General features: G+C 63.9%; 24 protein-coding genes. 8 read left to right on the top strand and 16 right to left on the bottom strand.

Features of this window, described 5'->3' with window-relative positions; genetic code table 11:
• Positions 1-2: 2 nt before the first annotated feature.
• Both AC1DYM_RS06715 and AC1DYM_RS06710 read right to left on the bottom strand, forming a co-directional pair.
• Entirely contained in the window at positions 3-656 is a 654-nt protein-coding gene (locus AC1DYM_RS06715; RefSeq protein WP_477337185.1) for a hypothetical protein, read from the bottom strand.
• 61 nt (positions 657-717) lie between these two features.
• The gene (locus AC1DYM_RS06710; protein ID WP_477337183.1) at positions 718-978 is read right to left on the bottom strand and encodes a hypothetical protein; all 261 of its coding nucleotides are present in this window, start codon (positions 976-978) and stop codon (positions 718-720) included.
• Here AC1DYM_RS06710 and AC1DYM_RS06705 point away from each other — a divergent pair.
• The 5 genes from AC1DYM_RS06705 to AC1DYM_RS06685 all read left to right on the top strand — a co-directional run bounded on the left by AC1DYM_RS06705 (position 977) and on the right by AC1DYM_RS06685 (position 4,516).
• Positions 977-1,798: a hypothetical protein gene (locus tag AC1DYM_RS06705; protein WP_477337181.1), complete on the top strand. Its 822-nt coding sequence runs from the start codon at positions 977-979 to the stop codon at positions 1,796-1,798. The two genes, AC1DYM_RS06710 and AC1DYM_RS06705, sit on opposite strands and share 2 nt — an antisense overlap.
• Positions 1,798-2,145 (top strand): hypothetical protein, encoded by a 348-nt coding sequence (locus AC1DYM_RS06700; protein WP_477337179.1) that lies wholly within the window; start codon positions 1,798-1,800, stop codon positions 2,143-2,145. The genes AC1DYM_RS06705 and AC1DYM_RS06700 overlap by 1 nt, the downstream gene beginning before the upstream one ends.
• Positions 2,142-2,351, top strand: coding sequence for a hypothetical protein (locus tag AC1DYM_RS06695; RefSeq protein WP_477337177.1), 210 nt, complete (start codon positions 2,142-2,144; stop codon positions 2,349-2,351). Before AC1DYM_RS06700 ends, AC1DYM_RS06695 begins: the two co-directional genes overlap by 4 nt.
• Positions 2,348-3,502, top strand: a complete 1,155-nt coding sequence (locus AC1DYM_RS06690; RefSeq protein ID WP_477337175.1) for a site-specific integrase — start codon at positions 2,348-2,350, stop codon at positions 3,500-3,502. Before AC1DYM_RS06695 ends, AC1DYM_RS06690 begins: the two co-directional genes overlap by 4 nt.
• 345 nt (positions 3,503-3,847) lie before the next feature.
• Positions 3,848-4,516 carry an SGNH/GDSL hydrolase family protein gene (locus AC1DYM_RS06685; protein WP_477337173.1) on the top strand — a complete coding sequence of 223 codons (669 nt, stop codon included), beginning with the start codon at positions 3,848-3,850 and terminating at the stop codon, positions 4,514-4,516.
• A 388-nt stretch (positions 4,517-4,904) separates the two neighbouring features.
• On the opposite strand, the gene AC1DYM_RS06680 is transcribed toward AC1DYM_RS06685, so the two are convergent.
• Entirely contained in the window at positions 4,905-5,129 is a 225-nt protein-coding gene (locus tag AC1DYM_RS06680) for a hypothetical protein (RefSeq protein ID WP_477337171.1), read from the bottom strand.
• Entirely contained in the window at positions 5,129-5,311 is a 183-nt protein-coding gene (locus tag AC1DYM_RS06675) for a DUF3606 domain-containing protein (protein WP_477337169.1), read from the bottom strand. The genes AC1DYM_RS06680 and AC1DYM_RS06675 overlap by 1 nt, the downstream gene beginning before the upstream one ends.
• Positions 5,312-5,506: 195 nt before the next feature.
• Between AC1DYM_RS06675 and AC1DYM_RS06670 the strand changes: the two genes are divergently transcribed.
• Entirely contained in the window at positions 5,507-5,668 is a 162-nt protein-coding gene (locus tag AC1DYM_RS06670) for a hypothetical protein (protein ID WP_156165886.1), read from the top strand.
• Between the two features lie 53 nt (positions 5,669-5,721).
• Here AC1DYM_RS06670 and AC1DYM_RS06665 read toward each other — a convergent pair whose 3' ends face one another.
• The 10 genes from AC1DYM_RS06665 to grxD form a co-directional block, all read right to left on the bottom strand.
• A complete protein-coding gene (locus tag AC1DYM_RS06665) occupies positions 5,722-6,000 on the bottom strand; it encodes a DUF2845 domain-containing protein (protein ID WP_477337167.1) in 279 nt (92 codons plus the stop codon).
• A gap of 86 nt (positions 6,001-6,086) precedes the next feature.
• Positions 6,087-6,692, bottom strand: coding sequence for a DNA-3-methyladenine glycosylase (locus AC1DYM_RS06660; RefSeq protein ID WP_477337165.1), 606 nt, complete (start codon positions 6,690-6,692; stop codon positions 6,087-6,089).
• Positions 6,692-6,826: a hypothetical protein gene (locus tag AC1DYM_RS06655; RefSeq protein ID WP_280136184.1), complete on the bottom strand. Its 135-nt coding sequence runs from the start codon at positions 6,824-6,826 to the stop codon at positions 6,692-6,694. The genes AC1DYM_RS06660 and AC1DYM_RS06655 overlap by 1 nt, the downstream gene beginning before the upstream one ends.
• A gap of 47 nt (positions 6,827-6,873) precedes the next feature.
• Entirely contained in the window at positions 6,874-7,029 is a 156-nt protein-coding gene (locus tag AC1DYM_RS06650; protein WP_071924962.1) for a DUF3309 family protein, read from the bottom strand.
• Between the two features lie 140 nt (positions 7,030-7,169).
• Complete coding sequence (gene ppnN, locus AC1DYM_RS06645; RefSeq protein WP_046966427.1) at positions 7,170-8,567, bottom strand: nucleotide 5'-monophosphate nucleosidase PpnN; 1,398 nt, start codon at positions 8,565-8,567, stop codon at positions 7,170-7,172.
• Between the two features lie 221 nt (positions 8,568-8,788).
• Positions 8,789-12,061, bottom strand: coding sequence for a TonB-dependent receptor (locus tag AC1DYM_RS06640; RefSeq protein WP_477337162.1), 3,273 nt, complete (start codon positions 12,059-12,061; stop codon positions 8,789-8,791).
• Between the two features lie 266 nt (positions 12,062-12,327).
• The gene (olsF, locus tag AC1DYM_RS06635) at positions 12,328-14,037 is read right to left on the bottom strand and encodes a bifunctional ornithine lipid synthase OlsF (RefSeq protein ID WP_477337160.1); all 1,710 of its coding nucleotides are present in this window, start codon (positions 14,035-14,037) and stop codon (positions 12,328-12,330) included.
• A 157-nt stretch (positions 14,038-14,194) separates the two neighbouring features.
• Positions 14,195-14,791, bottom strand: a complete 597-nt coding sequence (locus AC1DYM_RS06630) for a YhgN family NAAT transporter (protein ID WP_046966471.1) — start codon at positions 14,789-14,791, stop codon at positions 14,195-14,197.
• Between the two features lie 60 nt (positions 14,792-14,851).
• On the bottom strand, positions 14,852-15,625 hold the full coding sequence (locus tag AC1DYM_RS06625; RefSeq protein WP_477337158.1) for an SDR family NAD(P)-dependent oxidoreductase: 774 nt from the start codon (positions 15,623-15,625) through the stop codon (positions 14,852-14,854).
• Positions 15,622-15,945, bottom strand: a complete 324-nt coding sequence (grxD, locus tag AC1DYM_RS06620; protein WP_477337156.1) for a Grx4 family monothiol glutaredoxin — start codon at positions 15,943-15,945, stop codon at positions 15,622-15,624. The genes AC1DYM_RS06625 and grxD overlap by 4 nt, the downstream gene beginning before the upstream one ends.
• A 108-nt stretch (positions 15,946-16,053) precedes the next feature.
• Here grxD and AC1DYM_RS06615 point away from each other — a divergent pair, with 108 nt between their 5' ends.
• A complete protein-coding gene (locus tag AC1DYM_RS06615; protein ID WP_477337154.1) occupies positions 16,054-16,632 on the top strand; it encodes a superoxide dismutase in 579 nt (192 codons plus the stop codon).
• A gap of 173 nt (positions 16,633-16,805) precedes the next feature.
• Here the strand turns inward: AC1DYM_RS06615 and AC1DYM_RS06610 are convergent, their stop codons facing one another.
• Positions 16,806-17,960 carry a 5-(carboxyamino)imidazole ribonucleotide synthase gene (locus AC1DYM_RS06610; RefSeq protein ID WP_477337152.1) on the bottom strand — a complete coding sequence of 385 codons (1,155 nt, stop codon included), beginning with the start codon at positions 17,958-17,960 and terminating at the stop codon, positions 16,806-16,808.
• Entirely contained in the window at positions 17,957-18,487 is a 531-nt protein-coding gene (gene purE, locus AC1DYM_RS06605; protein WP_477337150.1) for a 5-(carboxyamino)imidazole ribonucleotide mutase, read from the bottom strand. The genes AC1DYM_RS06610 and purE overlap by 4 nt, the downstream gene beginning before the upstream one ends.
• A 76-nt stretch (positions 18,488-18,563) precedes the next feature.
• On the opposite strand from purE, the gene AC1DYM_RS06600 reads away from it, so the two are divergent.
• The gene (locus AC1DYM_RS06600; protein WP_477337148.1) at positions 18,564-18,854 is read left to right on the top strand and encodes a Trm112 family protein; all 291 of its coding nucleotides are present in this window, start codon (positions 18,564-18,566) and stop codon (positions 18,852-18,854) included.
• The last annotated feature ends 68 nt before the right edge of the window (positions 18,855-18,922 follow it).

Below are 18,922 nucleotides of genomic sequence, written 5' to 3'. Positions count from 1 at the left end.
TTTCAAGGGTGGCTGTTGGCGTAAGTCCGTATGGCATCGATTGCGCCTGTGATCTTGATCAGCGAACTGAGGCAGATGTCGATGCCAGCCTTCGCTCTGTAGGGGACATATTCGTCTCCAAGAAGCATGCTCGGAATGGACGGATCTCCGGCGGTCGATATCTCCTTTCCGAAGGCGCGAAGTTCCATCACTCCATAGACGCCTCGGGCGATCGCCTCACCGTGCTTCGGCCCGAAGCAGTCGAGCGCAGGGAGGTTTCGTTCAAGCGAAGCGGTGCTCACGTTCTCTGCGTATATGCCGACCAGCGCCAAGGCGTGGATGTTCGTCGAAGTCGAAAGGCCCCCGAGCCGGGCGGCCGTCGACTTGGCGACTTTCTCCGCCGCGATCAATTCGTCGACGAGACCCTGGGCCATGACGCGCGCTTTTGCCAACTGAAATTGAGCTTGCTGTTCGACAGGCAGCCGCGCTACGCGCAGCGCGATAAACGCGGCGACGAAAGTGGCAGCCGCCGCAAGCAGGCTACCCGTCGCCCCTATCCAGTCGGTCAGGGCCTTTCCCTCGCCCCAACCGCGCACTGGGGGATACACAACAAAGGCAAGCATCAGAGCGCCACTGCTTACCCCCGCCAGCCACACCCACACGAGGCGCATTCCCATGCGTGAACTCCCCATCCTGATGAATGGCGCCATGGTGCGCGAGGCGACCCTGCTGGGCAAGTTAACCGTGGTAGGGCTCGGGCTGGAGTGTCCGGTCGTTGCTCAGCACGCGAACCCGCTCGATCCCGCGGGCCCGGGCAACGTTCCAGGCAGGCTCCATGTGGTCGAACCCGGTGTCGTCGCGGTCGCTCTCGACCCGCCGCAGATCGCCATCAGCCTGTCGCTCAAAGATCGTCCACGAGCCGTACCAGTTATCTCGAAGCGTGTCCGAAATGCTGGTCGCGCTGAACATCACCACGTAGTTGCCGACGGAGTCGATCATGGCTGAGCGTCCCATCCTATTCAGTGCCCCGATGGTGCGCGCCATCCTCGAAGGCCGCAAGACGGTGACCCGGCGCCTAGTCAAGCCTCAACCCTCGGCGGCGCACCAGTGGCAAGGGTGGATCCTGTCGGGTGAACGAGCATCCGATGCAGGCAAAGGCACCTGGGGCATTCCCACGCGCCCGGATGCCTATCGCGACCACATCGACGCACGACCGCCTTACGAGACCGAGGATCGGCTGTACGTGCGCGAGACGTTTACGCTTGAGCACTGCGTCGAAGGCGAGGCCCCGCCGTTTGCCGACCGACGCCCGATGAAGGGGCGCGATATCGACGACGTCGACGGCGAGACCCCGATCTGGGTACAGCCGCACTACCGCGCGACTGATCCGGCCCCGGACCTTTCCTGCGATCGGCCTGGGTGCGCGCAGTGCCGCGACCACGACATGGGCCCGCACTGGGTTCCGAGCATTCACATGCCGAAGTGGGCTTCGCGGATCTGGCTCGAGGTAATCAGCGTGCGCGTTGAGCGACTGCACGCCATTACCGGCGAGGGTTGTCTAGCCGAGGGTGCTGCCGGCGGCCACGGGAGCGTCCCGGGCTATGCCTACAACGCGTCCCCGATGGAGCACTTCCGTCACATCTGGCAATCCATCAACGGCAACGAGAGCTGGGCCGACAACCCGTGGGTCTGGGTCGTGGAGTTCCGCCGCATTCCAACGGGCGGGCTAGTGCACGGCGCGTCTGGCGGCCTCGTCGGCGAGGAAGGCAGCACGTCCTACCTGCACGAGTCGAAGATCGCCAATGCGGGGATCAGCTGATGGGCTGGTCAATCGGGTACGACGACAACTGGAAGCGCGACATCGGCTATGGCGTGCCGTCGATCTGCGATCACCCAGGGTGCACCGAAAAGATCGATCGCGGACTGTCGTTCGTCTGCGGCGGTGATCCGTATGGCGGCGAGCACGGCTGCGGCCTGTACTTCTGCCGAGACCACCTGACCTATGCCGGTGACCGCCGCGACAACGCCCAGCTGTGCAAGTGCTGCTACGCCGGCAAGGGCAAGACCTATACACCCACCCCAGATACGCCGGAGTGGACCCAGCACAAGGCCACGGACCCGAGCTGGGCCGAATGGCGGGCGGAACAGGAGGCGGCGAAGCCGTGAGCACAAATACTCACCTGGTCGACTTCGACGACCTCTGCCGGATCTCCGGCAAGTTGCGGCCGACGGCTGTCCGGCGGTGGGCCAGCGAGCAGGGCATCCGCCTGGGCCCGGGGCCGCAAATCTGGACTACGATCGAGGCGGTCAATGCGGCGCTTGGCCTGAGCCCGTCGAACGAGCCGCAGTACCGTCCGGAGGACATCCTGTGACGCGAGGGCGCAAGCGCCGGCACGACCCATCGATTCCGGCCCAGATCGACCAAAAGAAGCTTCCTGTCGGCGTGTACTGGAATCGGCGAGACCGGAACTGGTACACGCTGGCCGGGAAGCCGGCGAAGCGCCAGCAGGTGGCCGGCGAAGATGCGTTGATGTCCGACCTCCACAAGGCCATGGAAACCGTGCGCGGGGTAAAGACCGACACCCTGGATTACATGCTGTGCGCGTTCAACAAATCGAAGCGCTTCCGCGAGAAGGCTGAGGCGACGCGCGAGGGGTACAGGTATAGCCACGAGGCCCTACGCAAGCATCCGACAAAACTCGGCATCGGCTTCGCCTACCTGCCACTCAGGCTGGTGACGTCGCAGCTGATCCAGATCATGGTCGACCAGATCAGTGAGGACTACCCCACCAAGGCCAACGCCATGAAGCGCTACCTATCGGTGGCGTACTCCTGGGGCAGTCGCCGCGGCTACTGCGTTGGCAACCCGGCGAAGGGTACTGAGGAGGCTACGGAGCGAAAGGCACACCGGATGCCTGAGCGAGACACCATGCACGCGGTGATCGGGCTTCTGAAGGCGCGCGGGGCGTATGTAGCCAGACGCAAAGGTGCGCTGGCCCCTTACCTCTGGGCCGTCGCCACGATCGCGTACCTCTGCCGTACGCGTGGCGTCGAAGTCCGCAATATGTCCGACTGGAACGAGGACGCCGAGGGCCTAAAGGTCGTCCGCGTGAAAGGCAGCCTACCGACGCTCGTGCGCTGGAGTCCCGAGCTACGTGCCGCCCATCGATGTCTGATCGAGCGACGAGCGGAAGTCTGGGCGCGCCGGCGCATGCCGATTCCGCTTGCTGCAAAGGACCGGCCTCTGGTCGTGACCGAAGACGGAGTGCGCATGACGAAGAGCGCCATGAGCACAGCCTGGCGGCGTGCTATGACTGTGGCGATCGCAGAGGGACTCATAGAGTCGGAGGAGCGTTTCGGAGTGCATGGCCTCAAGCACCGCGGCGTCACGGACACCGAGGGCACGAAGGCAGACAAGCAACAGGCCAGTGGCCACAAGTCAGCCTCGATGACCCAGCTCTACGACCACGAGATAGCGACCGTTGATGTGGCTGGAACGCGTGTAAAAAAGCCGAATAAGTAGTTGATCTAACAGACGTGAGCATGTGCCTTTGGCGTAAATTAAACGCACGTAAGTACATGTTTTCGCTACTGCGTAGACCTAACTGTTAATCAGGGGGTCGTTGGTTCGAGTCCAACTTCGGGCGCCAGGTTTTTGAAAGGCCGTGCAGTGATGCGCGGCCTTTTTCTTTGCGTGATGTGTAAGCCGAAGGCGCTCATGCAGGCATCTGTGTTTGCGTGAAATTGGCAAGATTTCACGGATGGCAGCGCTAGTTTGTCCAGATCGGGTACATTGCGCATCTAAGGATCCGTCCGCACCTTGGCGTTTCGCCAAGCGCCTGCAGGACGAGAGGCTCGGAGACGTGACGTGAACAGGGGGCTCGTGGCTTTTGCTTTCTGCGTGGCTCTGGTGCCACCGGTTACGCTCGCCGTTCCGCCGCCTCGCGATGGCTCCCCTACTATCATCGGCATAGGCTTTATCGGCGACAGCATCACATCTGGCGAGCGAGTTTCCCGCCCACCTACGGCCGTCGTCACCACCATGCTGACCAACCGATCGACTGTCGCCCTTGCCTTCAATCGCGGAAGGTCCGGCACAACGACTTGGGACTGGCTGCCTGGCCGCGGCCTTCTCGAATCGGCGAAACGTAGCTTTGCCGCGAATCGTATTCGACGAGTGCACATCGCCCTAGGCACAAACGATGCGAAGCGACTGGTCGAAACCACTCCCGAGAGTTATGCCGCGAACTTGGCAGCCATCGCCAAGGACCTCGAGGATGCTGGGTTCGAGCCTGTGATAAGCGCGCCCCCTGAGCTCTTGGCAAAGAGCCCATGCGGGGAGTTTGCCGCTGAGAGTCCAAGCCTGGTCAGGGCGTACGCGCAGGCAGCGGCACGATCGAAGTTCGCGGGACGCGGCGCGGCCGCATCGTTCGCAGTGGTGGATAATGACCCGGGCTTGTTGAGCCGGGATTTGATTCACCCCATGCAGGATGGAAGCGACCGAATTGGGGCGGCCTGGGCGTTTTCACTGCGGTAGGCTGGGAACACGCTGTGTCCAACTAGTGGGGAAGCTCGTCTCGGGCACTGAGGCCGTCCCTCAAGAGAATCACCTCATGGACTCCTTCAGCTGCCTTGCGCGCGACCTACGCGAACAGCGCCACGCGCTGACGCGACAATCCACCGATGCTTGCCGAGGCTTTCGGTTCTGCGAGCGTCATCGCAAACGCTACCCCATCGGCACGATCTGCCCCGTATGCATGCCTCCCGCGGCAACCACTCGACTATCCTAGTGAATATCTACATCGTGCACTTGGCTGTTAATCAGGGGGTCGTTGGTTCGAGTCCAACTTCGGGCGCCAGGTTTTGAAAGGCCGTGCAGTGATGCGCGGCCTTTTTCTTTGCGTCGGACTTACGTTCGCCTGGCCTCAGAACGGCACGAGCACCCAGCCACCGGATACCCGCTCGCGCAGCACTTCGACCGCACGGCCCTTGCCCTTCATGGCCGAGGCGCGCGTCAGCGCGAACTCGATCGCCGTGCCTTCCGTGTGAAACACATGCTTGGTCGCGCCAGGCAACAACACCGTCCATGTTCGAAGATTCATCGACGGATAGAACACGAACACGCGCAACGGGCGTACGACACCGTCCATCAGCGGCGACGTCGCAGTTCGGCACGCACGTCGGACGACTGCTCACCCACACGAAGCACCGCATCGCGCAGGGATGTCTCGGACACACCGAGCACGCGCGTCCAGTAGTTCATGTCGGTTCGCAGCTCAAGGTCGATCCTGGTGGCGTCGGCCGGGCCGACGACCTGTTTCTGTGTATCCATGACGTGCCCTCGCTGTCAGTCCACGTGTGACACGTGGTGGGTTACGTCGGTGTTACGGCCATCGGGCCGTCAGACCCGTCACGTTACACCCAACTAACAACTGAAAGCGCATGTTGGACCACCCGGGCTTCGTTTGGCCGGATTCACCCCCGACTCACCGGTCGGGGCTCGTCCCGCCTAACTCAGACGATCGTCATGCCCCCGAAGAAACCCGTCACACCCTCCGTGGACACGCCGCCGCCGGATCGTTCGTCCGCCGCGTTCATTTCCTACGTCTATTCGCACAACCGCCGCGAGCCCCTTCCGGAGACGCCGCGCAGCACGCCCCTCAAAGGGCCGAAGAAAACCGCCAGCTGATCTTGTGTGGGGTGATCACCGTTAGCGGCGATCATCCCACCGTCGTCACGGCGTCAGCTGTCGATCTGCGTGATCGAGCGAACGCGCCCGTTGACCACTTCGACCTGCACCGACTTGCCCTTCTGGAAGTACTCGAGGCGATATCCCTCCAGACCACCGTTACGGGACTCGATCGGCGTCTCGCGATCCGGCTTGCCCGCGATTTCGCGGAGGCGCCCCTCGCTGTCTCCGGTGGTGACGACCTGCGAACCCACGCGAAAGGTGTCGGCAGCGGCGACGCCACACGATAGGACGGTGGCGAACATGGCGGCGGCAATGGCAATGCGCTTCATATGGAACTCCCTGTCGATGTCTTCACGCAGGCTAGCTCTGGCGGCAAGCGAAGCCAAGGGCCGGACGGCGTTTCTTGCGCGTCCATTCAGGGTCTTGAGACGTGGGGGTTCCCCGCCACCAGCCAGCGCCAGAGCAGGTCCGTCCCCTGCCGAATGCCAATGCGGGCCGAGCCCGGCACGTTCTCGGGCGCCGGCGAGCCATCGTCGAGAATGGCGTAGCCCGCGCGTGCGCGCACCAGATCGATACCGTTCTGCTCACCGGTTATGCCCATGGCCTGCGCCAGCCGCGCCGGCCCGCTGCATAGCTCACGCTCCCGCTTCACTTTCGGCCGCGCTTCGCGCATCCGCTCGATGCCAGCGACAGGTTCCAGCGCCCGGATGAGTACCCCGGAACCCTCGCCCACGTCACCGCATACGGTGTTGGCGCACCAGTGCATCCCATAGGTGAAGTAGACATACATGTGTCCAGGCGGGCCGAACATCACCGCATTGCGCGCCGTCTTGCCGCGGAACGTATGCGCGGCCGGGTCGATGGCACCGACATATGCTTCGACTTCGACAATCCGCCCCGCTCGCCCGTCGCTGCACGCCAGGACCTTGTTGAGCAGGGCCTGGGCGACCTCACGGGCATCACGCTGGTAGAACGATCGCGGCAGGACGTCGCCTGGCCAGCGAACTCGACGGAGCGCCATCAGGTGTCCAGGGGCTCGCCATCGGTGTCGGGGTCGGGCCCGGGACGCTCGACGGGCTCGTGGTCGTAGGGGGGCGGCGAGGTGCCGGGAGGCGTCTTGTCCGTGTCGGGCACGGGACGATGCGGTCGGGTCATGACGTCCTCCAGTGGCGTCGGGGCGGGGTCACCCCGACGCCACGAAGTCAGAAGACGCCGAGCAACCAGCAGATCAGGATGATGGCGAGGATAACGCCGATACCACCGCTCGGACCATAACCCCATGAGCGCGAATAGCCCCAGGTAGGAAGGCCGCCGACGAGGGCGAGAATGAGGATGACGAGCAGGATGGTAACGAGCATGGGTGTCTCCGGCAGTGAACTCGGAGTGCATCGTTGCGCAGGGGGTCGTCTAGGACATGTGATGCGCGGAACGCGTTCAGGCGTTCCGTTCATAAAACGGTAAAACGGCGCCGCGCGATACGCGGCGCCGCTAAGTAGTTTTACGTACGCACCACGTAGCACGGCTCGTAAGCGGTGCCACCTGGAAGCTTCATGCGGTGCTGCTCGACGAAAGCTTTAAGCAGGTCGTCCAGCGCACGCATGATCTCCGGCTCGCCGTCGATGACGAACGGGCCGAACTGCTCGATGGCGCGCACGCCCTCTTCCTTGACGTTGCCGGCGACGATGCCCGAGAACGCACGACGCAGGTCGGCGGCGAGTTCGTGGCGCGGGCGGTCACGATGCAGGGCCAGGCCAGCCATCGCCTCATGGGTAGGACGGAACGGCTGCTGGAACGGCAGCGGGATATCCAGCGCCCAGTTGAAGAAGAATGCGTCCTTGTTGTCGAGCCGGTGGTTACGCACCTTGTCGATACCCGTGACCATGGCATGCGCCACGGCCGCCGGGTCGTCGATGATGATCTTGTAATGCGTGGCAATCTCGTCGCCGAGCGCCAGTCGCAGGAAACGATCGATCTGCTCGAAATACGAGGCCGAGTTCTTCGGACCGGTGAAGATCAGCGGGAACGGAATGCCCTTGTTTTTCGGCAGCAGCAGGATGCCGAGCATGTAGAGGATTTCTTCCGCCGTGCCGACGCCGCCCGGGAACACAATGATGCCGTGACCGAGACGCACGAACGCTTCGAGACGCTTCTCGATGTCCGGCATGATCACCAGGTTGTTCACGATCGGGTTCGGCGACTCCGCCGCGATGATGCCCGGCTCGGTTACGCCGATGTAGCGGTTACCCTTGCGACGCTGCTTGGCATGCGCGATGGTCGCGCCCTTCATCGGACCCTTCATCGCACCCGGGCCGCAACCCGTGCAGATATCCATGGCGCGCAGGCCGAGCTGGTAGCCCACCCGCTTGGTGTATTCGTACTCGTCGCGCGAGATCGAATGACCGCCCCAGCAGACGACCAGGTTGGGATCGATCTGCGGACGAAGGATGCGCGAGTTGCGCAGGATCTCGAACACGGCGTGCGTGATGCCCACGCTGTCGTCCAGATCGAACGCGCCCGCTTCCAGCTGCGTCGACACGTAGACGATGTCGCGCACGACGGCGACCAGCAGCTCGTTGATACCGCGGATGATGCGGCCATCGACGAAGGCCTGTTCCGGTGCGTTCTTCAGCTCGATCTTGATGCCGCGGTCTTCCTGCAGCACCTGGATGTCGAAGTCCGGGTACTTCCCGAACATGGTGCCGGGATCGTCTGAAAGGTTGCCCGATGTCAGTACCGCCAGCGCGCAACCGCGCAGCAGCTGGTGCAACCCGGACCCGCTGGCGTCGCGCAGGCGCGCGACCTCGTTGCGGGAAAGGATATCGAGGCCGCCGGCCGGCGAAACGCGGGCACTGACCGTCTTGCCGGATACCGGCTCCCCGAACTGATTGGCATTCATGGTGTGACTCGTCCTTCTGACCGCGAATTAGCGGCGAACCCCGCTCCGGATCGGGAGCGGACCGCCTAGGATCACGCGCGGCGGGCGCGGGGGTCAAGAGTGGGGCTTTGGCGGGCAAAAAAAAGGCCGACCCCTTTGCGGGGGCCGGCCTTGGTTTGGGACGATCCGTCGTCCCGGTTGCTAATCGCCGATGAATCGGCTCCCACAGAGAGCGAGTGGGCTTAGAACGTGTACTTCACCGTCAGCAGGACCGACCAGCGCTGGGCGAGGTCGTCGTTGTTGTTGACGTAAGTCGGAATCGCGAGCGGCTGGTAGGTGTTACCCGACGAGTAGTTCTTGCCCGTGATGTCGTAGATGTACTTGTTCGTGGTCGGATCGATACCTGCGTAGTCGGCCAGACCGCGGCCGCCCGGGAAGTTCACGCGCTTCTCGATACCCCAGCTCTTCTTGAGCATGTTCGTGAAGTTGTAGATATCGAACTTGATCAGGCCCTTGTTGCCCTTGAAGATGCCCGGGATTTCCTGGCTGAAGCTCAGGTCGATCTGGTTGATCCAGCCTGCACGGTCGCCGTTACGCGCCGTCGTCTTGCCCTGCTCGTGCTTCAGGTAGTCGTTGTTCTGGATGTAGTCATAGAACGACTGCTGCAGCGCGGTACTGGTACCCGGCTTGAATTCGATCTGACCTTCCTTGGGAACGAAGGCCACGTCGTTGACGATGCCGTCGCCGTTGGCGTCATTGCCGAAGGCCCAGGTGTACGGAGCGGCCGAGTGACCGTCGTAGAACACGCTGGCGGTGGTGTTGTACTGACCGAAGAAGGCGTGCTGCCAGGTCAGGGCGGCGATCACACGACGCGGGGTCGAGTAGTTCGACGTGCTGGCCTTGTCTTCGTTCGAGTTCAGGACATAGTTGTTGTTGTAGTTCGAGCTGGCGACGCTGGACGTACCCGGATTGACTTCCGTCGAACGCGTCCAGGTGAAGCCGACCATGCCGGACCAGTCGTCGGAGAAGTTCTTCTTCAGCGACAGTGCCAGGCTGTCCGCCTCGCCCTTGCTCGTGTTGCCCAGCTCGATCGTGCTGCCGGAGAACTTCGAGTTGGCATTGGCGCGCGAGCGCTGGCCGGTCGAGTTGGTTGCACCATTGGTGAGGAAGTAGTTCGCGCGACCGTCCGGAGCGACGCGCACCGGCGCACCCAGGTTGAGGTTCTTGAAGTAGATCGCGTCACGCTGGTCGATGTGCTCGTAGTCGACCGTCGCGATCAGGCCCCACCACGGCAGCTCCTTGTCGAAACCGAGGCTCAGCTTCCAGGCCGTCGGGATGTTCCAGTCCTTGGTGACGGTGTTGACCGTCATCTGGCCACCCGCACGGCCGTCGTTCTGCGCGGCCGGGTTCGAGCTGAAGGCCGGGAGGTTGGTACCCGTGCAAGGCGCCACGCCACCGCTGTTCGGACCGCAGACGAACTGCGTCTGGGTCACGCCGGAGTTCGAGAAGATGTTACCCAGCCACACCGCCGGCTGGTTGGTCACGAACAGGCCGGCGCCACCACGCAGCTGCGTCATGTGCTCGGTGTTGAACTGGTAGTTGAACGACATGCGCGGCTGGAAGACGCGGTGGCCGTCGATGTTGTACTGGTTCGTCTGGCCGTAGTTCTGCGGCGCGGCGTAGGTCGCGTTGTACAGCGGCTTGTCGTTCATCAGCGGGATGTCGACGCGGAAACCGTACTGAACCGAAAGGTTCTGCGTGGCCTGCCAGGTGTCCTGCAGGAACACGCCCCACTGCTGCAGGCTGTACTTGGCGGCGACGTCGTTCAGACCCAGGCCGTTGGCCGGACGGTTGTACGAGTACTTCCAGTACTTGCCATTGGCGAAGTTGGCGAGGCCGTTATTGGCGCCCTGGCCAGCCGGCAGTTCTTCGAAGGTGTAGCTACCAAAGGCGCCCTGCAGGAACAGGTTGTAGTAATCGTCCTTCTCGTAGTCGAAGCCGCCCTTCACGGTGTGGTCGCCGAGATACAGCGAGCCAGCCCATGCTGCGTTCCAGGACTTCACGTTGAGGATGTTTGCCTGGCTCGAGAACTCCGAACCGAACTCGACCGCACCGCCGTTGGCGAACGTGGTCGGGTAAATCGTCACGTCCGGCATGTCCGGGCCGTTCGGCGTACGGTTCTGCGCGAACTTGGCGTACGACAGGGTCGTATCGCTGGAGAAGATGTCGGACCAATCGTCGTAGAAGTGCAGCGCGTAGGACTTGTTATCGACGTTGGTGTTGTACCAGCCGCTCGACAGCACGAGCTTGGTGTCCGAGCCCGTGATGATGGGCTTCTGTTCCTTCGTTTCGCTGTAGGTGAAGCTGGCGCGGTGGTTGTCGGTGATGTTCCAGTCCAGCTTGCCGAGGTAGCGCTTGTCCTGCAGGTTCTGGTTACCGCCGCCGACCGAGCCGATGTCGCCGAAGCCGAGGCCCTGGGCGATGCTACGGATCGAGTTCAGCTGTGCCGTGGTCAGGTTCTTGACCGGGATCGCCGCGCCGGAATCCGACGGGCCATACGGGCTACCGGAACCGATCTGCTTGCTCTTCTCGTACAGGCCGAAGAAGAACAGCTTGTCCTTGATGATCGGGCCACCGACGGTACCGCCGGCCGTGAACTGGCGGTCGAAGCCGGCGTAAGGCTTGTTGGCCTCGTTGTCGCCGATCATGTTCTGGTTCTGGAACGCGTAGTACACCGAACCGTGGAAGTCGTTCGTACCGCTCTTGGTGACGGCGTTGATGTTGGCGCCGACGCCGCGACGCGTGGCCACGTCATAGTTCGCGGTGGAGATGTTGTATTCCTGGATCGCGTCCTGCGAAATCGGCGTGCCGAGGGTCGGCAGGCCGTTGGCGTTCAGGCCGAACGGATCGTTGGCCGACACCGAGTCGACCGTGATGTTGTTGTAGCGGCTGTTCTGGCCGACGGCGGAGATTTCGCCGCGGGCACGGTCCGAGACCACGATGCGCGGATCGAGGCGGACGACGTTCTGGATCGAGCGGCCCGGGGTCGGGATCGACTCCAGTTCCTTGTTCGAGATGTTGGTCGACAGACCCTTGTTGTCCGGCGAGAACGTCTGCGACAGCGAGTTCGCGGAGACGGTGACGCCTTCGAGCGCCTGGGCGCTGGCGCCGGCGGCCTGCTCGGCGGTGAGGTTCACCGCGTTGGTCTGTGCCAACTGCAGGAACACGTTGCCCTGCTCGGCGACCGTGTGGCCATCCTTGGTCGCGGTGACGTCGAACGGACCGCCGACGCGCAGGCCCTGGGCGGAGTAGCGGCCCTCGGCATCGGTCTGGACGATCTTCGTCGTGCCCGACGGTTCATGGACGAGTTTGACCTCGGCGTTGGCGACGGGCTTGCCGCCGGCATCCAGGACGCGACCGCTGATGGCGGAAGAGGTGTCCTGCGCAAAGGCAGGTGCCGCGAGAAGCGATGCGATCGCTAGCGGCAGAAGTTTGGCGCGGATACGGCTATTCATCTAATGGTCTGCCCTGTGACTTGCAACGAAAATTCGGCCGAACGAAAGGCCACCTGGCCGCGAGGCCGGGTTGACACAGTCGTTGAGCTTTCCCCAATTTTTTGATGTCGGCCGGTGTGATCCGGGTCACGTAATGCGCCCGGACGGCGACACTTGTTAAGCGAACTTTAACGGGATTCTATGACAGATTCGTAACATTTTCACGTAACATTGATAAATACCACTTTTTCCTAGAGGTGCGCCCTTCCCGCGCACCTCTATGAATTTCAAGCGTTTTTACCAAGATACCGAGATCGCTTCGCAGGTTTCAGGGAAGCCAGATCCAACATGACGAGCCCGTCCACGCATCCGGAAAAGTCCGGATCCTCGCCAAACGCAAGAAACTGGACGCCCGAAGGCTCGACCAGATCGACGTATTGACGGTAGAGCACCGGCAGCGAGACGCCGAGGGCGTCCAGGCGGTGTTTGAGCTTGCCCAGGCCGGCCGCCGGATCGAGACCCGCCAGCTCGGCGCGGATCGCCTCGCTGGTGGCTCCGGGGACGACGAAGGGGATACGCGCGGCCGCAAGTCCCTCAACACCAAAGAAATGCTGGTGAGCGACCGTAATCCACTCGCGCGCCTCGCGCGGCATGCTGACCGACATGCTCACGGGCCCGAACACGTAACGCAGGTCCGTATGACGCTGCAGGTAAAGGCCGATGCCCTGCCACAGATGGTCGAGCGCCCGCGATCGCCAGTAAGCCGGTGCAACGAAACTACGACCGGCCTCCAGACCTTGCGCCAAACGCGATTCGAGCGCCGGCGAGTAATCGAAAAGACTTGAGGTATACAGCGACGACAGACCGCGCTCGGCGATCAGGCGGCCGCCGTGGCCGAAGCGGTACGAACCGACGATGCGCAGGGCCTTCGGGTCCCACAGCACCAGGTGCTCGTAGTACGGGTCGTAGGCATCGAGGTCGCGGCGCTTGCCGGTGCCCTCGCCCACGCGGCGAAACGTGAGCTCACGCAGACGGCCGATCTCACGCAGCGCGGCGCTATCTTGCGAACCCTGCAGGAGCAGGATGCGCTTGCCATCCGGCAGATCCGCAAGAAATTCAGCCTTGTCCAATTCGGCGACGACTCGCTCGATCGGCTCCGGATGCGCCAGCGGCGTCTGTCCGCCGAACACGAGATCGCGGCCACGACCCACGCGGTACACATGGCGACGCATGAGCTTGGCGGCCTGCTCGGGCGAACCACCGCTGAGCTTCTTGAGCTCCTCGGCGTCGACGAGCTTGCCGATGCGGAAGCCGACGCGCTGCTTGCCCGAGGTCGCTTCGCGCGGAAGCATCGCCGTGCTGAGCGGCTTGGCCAGCATGGACACGCCGTAGAACATGGCCGAATTGCGCGCAGCGATATGCACGGGCAACACGGGCACGCCCGTACGCATGGCGATGCGGGCAAATCCGTCGGACCACTTGCCGTCGCGCACGCCGGTCGCGCCCATGCGGGACACTTCGCCGGCCGGGAAGATCACCAGGACTTCGCCGGCTTCGATGCTGCGGAAAATACCGCGCATCTTCGAGGCGCCGCCCTTGCCGAACACGTCCACCGGCAACAGCAACGGACCCAGTTGCGGCACGGCCGCGAGGACATCGTTGCCCAGGATGCGTACATCACGCCGTACCGTACCGATCATCTGCAGCAGGGCGATCGCGTCGACCATGCCGAGCGGATGATTGGCGACGACGAGCAACGGCCCCTCGACGGGAATGTTCTCGCGCTCGCGCTCGGTGATGCGACAGCTGACGCCGAGATAGTCCAGCGTCCGCTCGCAGAAGTCGAAGCCCAGCGCCGAACCGGCGTGGTCGAGTGTCTTGTTGAAACGTGTCTCGTGGGCCAGCTTTTCCAGCATGCCGACAAGGGGCTTGCGGAGAAGGGGGTGCTGGTCCAGCCAGGGAATGCGCTCGGCCAGGGTCTGATCGATGCTCAGCATGACTTGGGCTCCCAAAGATGGGGCAGAGTCGTGTTTTTCATACCTTCGAACGTCCTCAGTGCCCCTTGAGGGGCTACGACATGCCCAAAGGTAGACGGCGCCTACCCCCGGACATGCTCGCGGGGAATTATGACAGCAACCCTACTGCCTCGTATGTTCATACGGCAATGTGCAGGTAAGCGGAAAGTCCGGTCAGGAACATCTGGACCGACAGGGCGATCAGCAACATGCCCATCAGACGCTCGAGCGCCGTGAGAACACTTTCGCCCAGCCACTTGAACAGGAAGGTCGAGCTGAGCAGGATGACCGCGGTCGCCAGCCAGGCGAGAAACAGGGCGATGCCCCATTCCGCCGTGCGGCCAGGCTGCGAGTTGGTCAGCAGTAGCAGCGCAGCCATGGCCGACGGGCCGGCCACGCCGGGGATGGCCATGGGCACGATGAAGGGCTCGCCCTCGCCCTGCTTGCCGAACACGCCGCCCTCGACAGGCGGAAAGACCATGCGGATGCCGATCAGGAACAGCACGATGCCGCCGCCGATGCTGACCGACTCCTGGCGCAGCTGCAGCACCTTGAGGATGTACTGGCCGCCGAGCAGGAAGCCGATAAGCACGGCAAGGGCGATCAGCAACTCGCGCACCATCACCTTGCGGCGCCGCTGTGGCGGCACGTCCTTGAGCAGGGCGAGGAACAACGGGATGTTGCCCAGCGGATCCATGATCAGGAACAGCAGGATGCCCGCGGACAACGTCGTCATCTGCGCTTCCATGAAAAACTCCTTTGCGGCGCGCCCTTATGGCCAGAGCGGCGCGGTACGTCAGTGGGTATTGCGAATATCGAGTACGGCACCGCGCGCCTTCGCGCCGGCACCGGAGAGCAGGTAAACGATGGCGTCGGCCGAGGCTGTCGGCAGTGGCCGCTCCAGCGTGTTCTCGCCGTAATAGGCGGCACGACGCAGCGCCGTCCGCATGGGCGCGGGAAGCAAGGCATGCACGCGCATGCTGCCCTTGCCGTTTTCGGCGTGCAGTACGGCAGCCATGCGCTCGACGGCCGCCTTGGACACGCCGTAACCGCCCCAGTGTGCACGCGAGACGAGGTCGGCATCGTCGAATACGAAGACGACGGCACTGTCCTCGGCCTTCGTCAGCAAGGGCATGCACGCCTGCGTGAGGGCGAAGGGCGCGGAGACGTTCACCTGCATCGCGCGCAGCCAGTCGTCCGGCTTGTGCATGGCGATGGGCGTCAGTTCGTTGAAGTGCGCGGCTGCATGGACCACGCCATCGAGCCGGCCGAATTCCTTCTCGAGACCGTCGGCGAGCGCGGCGTAATCGTTGGGCGTGGCGCTTTCCAGGTCCAGCGGATGGATGACCGGCTCGGCACCGCCGAGCGCGACCAGTTCGTCATAGAGCTTTTCCAGCGCGCGGACCTTGCGGCCGGTGATGACCACGGTCGCACCCGCGCGCACCACGGCCTTCGCCGTCTCGCCGCCCAGGCCTCCCGTGGCACCGGTGACGACGATCACGCGACCGGCCAGCAAGGCCGGCGCCGGCGCCCAACCTTCAGGCAGACCCACCGATGCCCAGGCACTCACGATTCGGCTCCGGCGACTTCCACCGCCATGCGCTTGAGCTCGCCCGAGGCGTGGAGGTCCTTGACGATGTCGCAGCCGCCGATGAATTCGCCCAACAGGAACAGCTGCGGGAAGGTCGGCCAGTTGGAGTAATGCGGCAGGCCCGCCCGTACGCGCGGATCCGCCAGGACGTTGACCGAGAAGAAGTTCGCGCCTGCCTCTTCGAGCGCTTTCACGGCGCGATCGGAGAAGCCGCAGGTAGGAAATTCCGGCGTGCCTTTCATGAAAAGCACGATGGGGTGCGCCGCCACGATGGCCTTGATCTCGTCTACGACGTCCATAGGTCGGGTTTCATCATTAGAATGCTGATAGTTGCGTAGTGTAGCAGTGCCGCGCCCCGCGCCCTGCCCTGTCCCTTTTCCCCCAGCCAACGCTAAGGAGTCCCGCACATGGCGATCGAACTTCCCCCGCTTCCCTACGAGAAGAACGCCCTGGAGCCGCACATCTCCGCTGAAACCCTCGAGTTTCATTACGGTAAGCACCACCAGACCTACGTCACGAACCTCAATAACCTGATCAAGGGAACGGAGTTCGAGGGCAAGGATCTGGTCGACATCGTGAAGTCCTCGTCCGGCGGCATCTTCAACAACGCCGCCCAGGTCTGGAACCACACCTTCTACTGGAACTCGATGCGCGCCCCCGGCGGTGCCGAGCCGCCGGCCAAGCTTGCCGATGCCCTGACCAAGGCCTTCGGCGGCGTGGACAAGTTCAAGGAAGAGTTCGCCAAGAGCGCAGCCGGCAACTTCGGCTCGGGCTGGACCTGGCTGGTGCAGCGTCCGGACGGCTCCCTGGCCATCGTCAACACCTCCAACGCCGCCACCCCGATCACCGGCAGCGACAAGCCGCTGTTCACCGCGGACGTATGGGAACACGCCTACTACATCGACTACCGCAACGCGCGCCCGAAGTACCTCGAAGCGTTCTGGAACCTCGTCAACTGGGACTTTGCGGCGAAGAACCTCGCCTGATTTCCTGGATGTAGAGAGTAAAAAAAGGCCGGGTCTCATGACCCGGCCTTTTTTGCTTTCTGTGGGAGCCGACTCATCGGCGATCGGGTGCTTGCGGCACCCTGGCCCGCTGCCGAGGGCTTGGCCCGCTGCCGCGGGATCGCCGATGAATCGGCTCCTACCAGAGCGCGTCTCTATCCGAGGAGGTCGACGGCCGGAGCTACCTGCTCGTCGCGACCCAGGGCGGCGCCGGCGGCGGCGAGCTTCGATCGCAGACTGCCGGCATCGGGCGCACAGAGGGTGGCGTGGCCGACCTTGCGGCCGGGACGCGCCTCCTTGCCGTAGTCGTGCCAATGGCCGTCGGCAATCGACAGGACCGGGCTCGGATCGGGCATGTTGCCGATCCAGTTGAGCATGGCGCTGGCACCGCGCACGCCGGTATCGCCCAGCGGCAGGCCGAGAACCGCCCGCACGTGATTTTCGAACTGGCTGGTGTGGGCCCCTTCGATGGTCCAGTGCCCCGAGTTGTGGACGCGAGGCGCCATCTCGTTGCCCAGCAGCTCACCACCACAGACAAACAGCTCCAGGGCGAAGACACCGACATAGTCGAGCGTTTCGCCGATCGTACGGGCGTGGCCGATGGCGGCCTGCTCCAGCGCATCGGAGGTGCCGGGAGCCGGCGCCAGGCTGAGCGACAGCACGCCATCGACGTGCCAGTTACGGGTCAGCGGCCAGGTGCGGAACGCACCGTCGCGACCACGCACGGCTACGACCGACAGCTCACGATCGAACGGCACGAAGGCTTCCAGGATCAGGCCCACCGACGCGGCGGCCTCGCCCAGCGCGGCCCAGGCGGCGTCGATGTCGTCCGCCGTCTTCAGGCGGAACTGCCCCTTGCCGTCGTAACCAAGGCGGCGGGTCTTGAGGATGGCCGGGGCGCCGATACGCGCCACGGCGCGAACCAGGTCGTCGCGGTTGTCGACTGGCTCGAAATCCGGGGTATTCAGGCCGGAAGCCCGGAACAGGGTCTTTTCAGCGAGGCGATCCTGGGCGACCGACAGCGCGCCCGGGTTCGGGAACACGTTCGTGAGGCCGGCCAGGCGCTCGGCGGTCGCGGCCGGCACGTTCTCGAAATCGAAGGTGACCACGTCCACGCGGGCGGCGAAGGCCTCGAGCGCGTCGTCGTCGTTCCAGTCGGCGATGACCAGCTCGCTGACCTGCCCGGCGCAGGCGTCGGCCGAGCCATCGACCACCAGGGTGCGCACACCCAGGGGAGCGGCGGCGAGCGACAGCATGCGGGCGAGCTGGCCGCCACCGAGGATGCCGACCGTGGGCAGCTTACGGCTCACGTGCGCGGATCCGGCGTGCGGGGATCGGGATTGGCGAGGACGGTCTGGGTCTGCTCGGCGCGGAACGCGTCCAGCGCCGCGGCGACCGCGGCGTCGTGCAGGGCCAGCACCGAGGCGGCGAGCAGGGCCGCGTTGGTCGCACCGGCACGGCCGATGGCCAGGGTGCCGACCGGGATGCCGGCCGGCATCTGGGCGATCGACAGCAGGGAGTCCATGCCGTTGAGGGCCTTGGACTGCACCGGCACGCCGAACACGGGCAGCGCCGTCTTGGCGGCGATCATGCCGGGAAGATGGGCGGCGCCACCGGCGCCCGCGATGATTACCTGGATACCGCGGCCACGGGCGCCATCGGCGTAGTCGAACAGGAGGTCCGGCGTACGGTGGGCCGAGACCACGCGAACCTCGTGCACGATGCCCATGCGGGTCAGCGTGGTCGAGGCGTGCTCCATCGTTTCCCAGTCCGAACGCGAGCCCATCACCACGCCAACGCGCGGTGCGTTCGCCTCGTTCACCTCGTTGGAAGTCATGGCCGGAGCACCCAAAAGTCGCTATTGTAAGTGCATTCCCGATCTACATACAGGTTGGCCCTTCGCGGCCGCTCCCATGGACAAGCGTCTTATCGACATCCTCTGCTGCCCCGTCAGCAAGCGACCGCTGCGCCCGCTCACGGCGACCGAGCGCGACAACCTCAATGGCGCCATCCGTGCCGGCAACCTCGAGACCGTCGCAGGCGAGAAAATCGCCGAGCCGATCACCGAAGGTCTGATCACCACCGACGGCAAGCTGGTCTATCGGGTGGAAGACGGGATCCCCGTCATGCTGCCGGAAGCCGGCATCGGCACGACCCAACTGCAGGGCCTTACGGCAGAATCCGGCCTCGCGCAAAATCCGTGACGCGAGTCACACTTTAAAGCATCCGTTCCCGCACAATGGCCCCTCGGGCGGGGGCCAGTAAGAATCCA

The organism is Luteibacter sp. P1_D3 (assembly GCF_056406135.1).
The sequence above is the reverse complement of the archived record's forward strand: the minus strand, read 5'-3'. Positions and strand labels throughout refer to the sequence as shown.

Bases quoted from the DNA above. Each gene is read 5' to 3' on its own strand.
- AC1DYM_RS06715 (WP_477337185.1), bottom strand. From the start codon at position 656: ATGGGAATGCGCCTCGTGTGGGTGTGGCTGGCGGGGGTAAGCAGTGGC.
- AC1DYM_RS06705 (WP_477337181.1), top strand. From the start codon at position 977: ATGGCTGAGCGTCCCATCCTATTCAGTGCCCCGATGGTGCGCGCCATC.
- AC1DYM_RS06710 (WP_477337183.1), bottom strand. From the start codon at position 978: ATGATCGACTCCGTCGGCAACTACGTGGTGATGTTCAGCGCGACCAGC.
- AC1DYM_RS06700 (WP_477337179.1), top strand. From the start codon at position 1,798: ATGGGCTGGTCAATCGGGTACGACGACAACTGGAAGCGCGACATCGGC.
- AC1DYM_RS06680 (WP_477337171.1), bottom strand. From the start codon at position 5,129: ATGGACGGTGTCGTACGCCCGTTGCGCGTGTTCGTGTTCTATCCGTCG.
- AC1DYM_RS06675 (WP_477337169.1), bottom strand. From the start codon at position 5,311: ATGGATACACAGAAACAGGTCGTCGGCCCGGCCGACGCCACCAGGATC.
- AC1DYM_RS06670 (WP_156165886.1), top strand. From the start codon at position 5,507: ATGCCCCCGAAGAAACCCGTCACACCCTCCGTGGACACGCCGCCGCCG.
- AC1DYM_RS06665 (WP_477337167.1), bottom strand. From the start codon at position 6,000: ATGAAGCGCATTGCCATTGCCGCCGCCATGTTCGCCACCGTCCTATCG.
- AC1DYM_RS06660 (WP_477337165.1), bottom strand. From the start codon at position 6,692: ATGGCGCTCCGTCGAGTTCGCTGGCCAGGCGACGTCCTGCCGCGATCG.
- AC1DYM_RS06655 (WP_280136184.1), bottom strand. From the start codon at position 6,826: ATGACCCGACCGCATCGTCCCGTGCCCGACACGGACAAGACGCCTCCC.
- AC1DYM_RS06650 (WP_071924962.1), bottom strand. From the start codon at position 7,029: ATGCTCGTTACCATCCTGCTCGTCATCCTCATTCTCGCCCTCGTCGGC.
- ppnN (WP_046966427.1), bottom strand. From the start codon at position 8,567: ATGAATGCCAATCAGTTCGGGGAGCCGGTATCCGGCAAGACGGTCAGT.
- AC1DYM_RS06640 (WP_477337162.1), bottom strand. From the start codon at position 12,061: ATGAATAGCCGTATCCGCGCCAAACTTCTGCCGCTAGCGATCGCATCG.
- olsF (WP_477337160.1), bottom strand. From the start codon at position 14,037: ATGCTGAGCATCGATCAGACCCTGGCCGAGCGCATTCCCTGGCTGGAC.
- AC1DYM_RS06630 (WP_046966471.1), bottom strand. From the start codon at position 14,791: ATGACGACGTTGTCCGCGGGCATCCTGCTGTTCCTGATCATGGATCCG.
- grxD (WP_477337156.1), bottom strand. From the start codon at position 15,945: ATGGACGTCGTAGACGAGATCAAGGCCATCGTGGCGGCGCACCCCATC.
- AC1DYM_RS06615 (WP_477337154.1), top strand. From the start codon at position 16,054: ATGGCGATCGAACTTCCCCCGCTTCCCTACGAGAAGAACGCCCTGGAG.
- purE (WP_477337150.1), bottom strand. From the start codon at position 18,487: ATGACTTCCAACGAGGTGAACGAGGCGAACGCACCGCGCGTTGGCGTG.
- AC1DYM_RS06600 (WP_477337148.1), top strand. From the start codon at position 18,564: ATGGACAAGCGTCTTATCGACATCCTCTGCTGCCCCGTCAGCAAGCGA.